This is a genomic window from Clostridioides sp. ZZV15-6597 (assembly GCF_020657815.1).
Taxonomy (GTDB): Bacteria; Bacillota; Clostridia; order Peptostreptococcales; family Peptostreptococcaceae; genus Clostridioides.
In genome coordinates this window covers 1-4,584 of record NZ_JAGWCT010000178.1, presented here as the reverse complement: position 1 = coordinate 4,584, position 4,584 = coordinate 1, and the positions used below count along the sequence as shown (strand labels likewise).

The window sequence follows — 4,584 nt, the reverse complement described above, 5'->3', positions numbered from 1 at the left end:
TTATTATATATTAAATAATTACTTTGTATTATTATAAAATAACTTGTTTTTAATAAAGTAATAAGTCCTAATCAATTATATTTTTTATTTCAACATGATTTATAGTTTCATTAGTTATTTATTTAGAAGTATATATTTAGTATTATTGTACAAGTTAATTAAGCAAAGCAGGATGTATTCTCAATTGATTTACAGAGAAGCTCAAAGCACTTTGGAACTAAAATCTCTTTCAATGTATTTTCTAGACTGTACTTATTAGAAATATATTTTAATTTATCTAATGCTACAGAATTGAAAGCTAATGCTTTTTTTACTATATAGAATAAATCTATATCATCAGTAATCATTAACCTATCTCTAATTTCTAAAAATTTAGATATTTCAGATTGAAAAGATGACTCTTCAAGTACTTTATCTAGATTATTATCTATTTCCCCTAATATTGTATCAATTACACCAACACATCTATTGTTATTTGAATCAGAATTTTCATCTGATTTAATGATTGGAACTTCTTTTTTACTAAGACTAATCTTTGTATTGCTATCACACTTATATCCCCAATTATCTGGATTTACCCCTTCTTTAAACATAGAAGGATGCTTACAACATTTAATCCAAAGGTCATGGAACCATTCTTCACCATATTTTGTCTTTGGTAAAGAGCTTAAGTTTAAATTTAAAATAGCCCCATAAGGGTTTGGATTAGCAGAAAAAGTAATCATGTAGTCTCCCCCTTCTTACACTTTTTTCTTATAAATATATTTTACAACTTTTTTTTTGAAAAAACAATTTGAATTTTAAAATGAATGTACTTTAATACATAAAAAATAAATAATAGGAAACTTTTTAAGGTATTTTAGGAAAAAAACTATAAAAAAGTATTTAAAATTAAGAACTTTGATATACAAATATATCTTGTCTATCTAGACAAGTTATAATATTATATTTAGTTACTTTATTTTTTTTGAACTTAAATCAGAGTTATATGAATCTAAATCTTTTCCTAAGATAAAATTTTTAGCTCTTTCAGCTTGTGTCATACAAGATATAATATCTTTCTTATTATTATTTATCCATTCTAGCCAAGATAATAAATAGTTATCGGAATTAGCTTCAGCAGCAGTGCCTTCTTTAAATCCAGCTTCAGAAGCTAATAATAAGCTACCCATTTCAGCAACAAGTTCTTCTTTAGACCTAATAGCTACATCTTTATTATATTCAACTATAGTTTTTCTATCTAATCTATAAGGCTCTCCAGTTGAATGAATTAGCTCATGAAATAATGTTCTATAGTAATATTCATCAGATTTAAAATGGTTCAAATGAGGAATAACTACTGTATCTTTTCCTAATATGTAGTAAGCGTTATTACCTTGATTTAAAATTTTAATATTTTGTTGACTTATGTAATTATATACTATTTCATTTGGGTTTGTATGCACATCTATAACTTGTGCTCCTAATAATGGAGTTAATGTATTACCTTTATCATCATGAATATATTTAATATCATAAACTCTAGAATATTTTTTAAACCATTTTCTTTCGAAATAAGTATCATCTTTTTTTACTATAGTAAATTTAAAAGCTTTTTGACCTTTAAGTTTATATTCTTTTATCTCATTTTGATTTAAAGCTCTATCTGTATATGAGAAATAAAATACAATTTCATATGGAGTGCCTTTATCAAACCAATAATTTATTTTATTTTTTGCATTATATTTTTTTAATTGACTTGCAGAAATATATTCACCACCATATAAAAGAAGTTTATTTATGCCTCTATATTCAGTTTTTGTGTACCAGTTTAAACTGGGAAATAAAAATGGTTTTTGCCAAGGCAATTGTTTTTCTTTTTCAATCTTTTCAATAATTCTATTTACTATTATTTCTGTTACACTTATTTTTGTTTCATTTGTAGCCATTATTTATTCACCTTCCTTTGAAATATTAATAAATTTAAAATAAAAATAACAATATATATAAAGATATATATTGTTATATATATCTTTATATATATTGTTATTTTTATTATTCTGTATATAATTTGTATTTATATATATGTTTTAATAATATATTGAATAAAATTTATAGAAAAAAGCTTATACTTACCTTATATTTACATCTTTTATACTCAGAAGTTTAGCATGTACAACTAATCTTTTGTTTGTACCTAAATTACCAAAACAAGTAGAAAGAGTTATTATTTTATCTCCAGATGAAAGTCTATTTCTATCAAAGTTTTTTATAATATTTTTTTCTTGTATACTTTTCATAAATAAAGCTTTTCTATTATCATTTTCAAAATCTATTTCAGTATAGCTCCAATTATTATCATTAGTAATATATACAGAGCAAATTTTAAATATCATTTGTTTATCAATTGTTGTAAATTGAATTAAATCAGCATTTTTTTTACTATGCACATTTTCCTTTAAAAGTTGTTTTAAAAGCCCAAATTGCCTATTTTTTAGATTGTGACCATAAAACACAGTATTCATGTCAATATAATCTAACTTATTTCTTGTATCTAAGAACACCCATCCAGCATCATTATTTTTTTTATCTATATCATGAGTAAGATAAAATTCATTATTATTAGTCTGTGGGACTGGGATATCTATATTAACTGATGGAACTCTTAACCAACCAATTATATCTTTATTTTTCTTTTTTAATTTAAGAACATCTAAATTCATATAAGGAAATTCATCATCTTTATTAATTTTTATTCTTACATTATTTCTATAGTTATTTGAGTTAATATCTATTTTTTTTCTGTTATTTAGGCTGTTCAATACAATTATAATCATTATAAAAAGAAAAATTAAAAGTAAAGTAAACAATATGAGTATATTTTTTCTACTAGATATAAATGATTTCAATTTATTGTAAGTATTTAAATTCATTTTATATCACCATAATTTCTATCTTTAAGATTAAATTTCAAGTAAATTTTTAATATCATAATAAATATTCTCCTTTCTGAAAATTATTTTAAATTTAAGGTAAAAAAATAGATAATAATCATACAAATATAAAATGTAATTGTAAAAGAAGTATAATATTTATAAATATTTGAGTTATTAAGTTTAAATATAGTCATTATAAGCCCTAAGAGCAATAACCATATCAAATAATATATACTTCTATAGAATATCATTACAGATAAAAGAATTAATAAACTAAGTTTACTATTATTTAATTGCAATGAAGGTATCTCAGTTATTGATGAATTTATTAATATTATAGAGGCAAGTGATATTGTATAGACTATAAATAATAATATTTTACTAAAGATGCTACCTGGTAAAATTTCTTTCTCATTAATATCTTTTTTTGATATTTCAAATATTTTTTTCATAGTATATCTCCTATTTCAAAAGTGTTATGTATTGTAAACTTTCAAAAAAATCTCTTTTATATATCAACAAGCTTTTATAAGTATTTATTAAGTAGGTATTATTAATGTCAACTTCTAGTAATTTATATAACAAATATATTTTTTTATTATATAAATCACTATAAAAATCATCTAAACTACTATAGTCACAGAATAATTTACTTTCTAGACCTTCTAGTTCTCTGACATGGCCAAGTTTAATTAAATCAACCAAATGAAGCTTTTTATTTGAATTTATTGTGTTTATAAAACTATCTTCTAAAATAGGATTATTTTCTAAATAGAAGTTGTTTATTCTAAAGTGACTAAATATAAAGTAAATATTTCTAGTGCGATTAACTTCGAAGAAATTTATGCATTCATTTAAAGTGGATATTACTCCAATATCAGATAATAAATCTTTTAAACGATATGCTAAATTATAAATACAAAACTCATTAGCACAATATATCTTTGAAAGGGTTTTTGTTATTAATAAATCTTCTCCACAAATACATTTTGCTGGGAGTTGGCTATAAAAATTTGAGTCAAATATATTGTACTTTTTAAAATCACTTATTTTTAATGTAGAATAAAATTTATCTTGTTTCATATTTCAAACCTCCTTAGAACTAAATAATATATATCTAATATAGATATATATTATTTATATACTTTTAAAATATATATCTGTATTAGATATATATTTATATATTTTTTATTAGATATAATATATATTAAAGATTTTTATTATTTCATTAATTTAATTAAAATACTAGTATAATGTTGTTATCTATGTTATTATCTAAAATAGATAACGAGGTTACCATTAACCTTATTCTTTAATTTAAGTTTTCAGAGAAAGGTATAGTTTGAAAATAACTATGCCTTTTTCGATTTATATGTTCAAACTTGAATTTTGAAAAATAGTATTTAAAAACTGAAATTAAAACAGTTATATTTAGCTATAAAAATGTTTTTAAAAAAATAAACATTTTTACAGTTAAATATAACTGTTTTATTAAAATAAAAACAGTTTAAAATCTATAATAATAAGTTTTAATTATAATAAAAATTTTTATTGTGGATTTTAAACTGTTGAAATTTAAATTTATATGTTTGATTTATAAAATTAAAGTATTAAAAAAGAATTTAAAAATAAAAAACAGCTACTTTAGTAAAGAGTAGCTGTTTTTTAT

General features: G+C 21.2%; 4 protein-coding genes. All 4 read right to left on the bottom strand.

The features are described from left to right. Positions 1–158: 158 nt before the first annotated feature. Positions 159–725: a hypothetical protein gene (locus KGF52_RS20365; RefSeq protein WP_227841436.1), complete on the bottom strand. Its 567-nt coding sequence runs from the start codon at positions 723–725 to the stop codon at positions 159–161. A 228-nt stretch (positions 726–953) separates the two neighbouring features. Continuing rightward, positions 954–1,928, bottom strand: a complete 975-nt coding sequence (locus tag KGF52_RS20360; RefSeq protein ID WP_227841435.1) for a zincin-like metallopeptidase domain-containing protein — start codon at positions 1,926–1,928, stop codon at positions 954–956. A gap of 183 nt (positions 1,929–2,111) precedes the next feature. Beyond that, entirely contained in the window at positions 2,112–2,912 is an 801-nt protein-coding gene (locus KGF52_RS20355) for a class B sortase (protein WP_227841434.1), read from the bottom strand. Positions 2,913–3,377: 465 nt separating this feature from the next. After that, complete coding sequence (locus KGF52_RS20350; protein ID WP_227841433.1) at positions 3,378–3,998, bottom strand: hypothetical protein; 621 nt, start codon at positions 3,996–3,998, stop codon at positions 3,378–3,380. Between the last annotated feature and the right edge of the window lie 586 nt (positions 3,999–4,584).

Excerpts from the sequence above, each read along its gene's own strand:
- KGF52_RS20365 (WP_227841436.1), bottom strand. The coding sequence starts at position 725 with ATGATTACTTTTTCTGCTAATCCAAACCCTTATGGGGCTATTTTAAAT.
- KGF52_RS20360 (WP_227841435.1), bottom strand. The coding sequence starts at position 1,928 with ATGGCTACAAATGAAACAAAAATAAGTGTAACAGAAATAATAGTAAAT.
- KGF52_RS20350 (WP_227841433.1), bottom strand. The coding sequence starts at position 3,998 with ATGAAACAAGATAAATTTTATTCTACATTAAAAATAAGTGATTTTAAA.
- KGF52_RS20355 (WP_227841434.1), bottom strand. The coding sequence starts at position 2,912 with ATGAATTTAAATACTTACAATAAATTGAAATCATTTATATCTAGTAGA.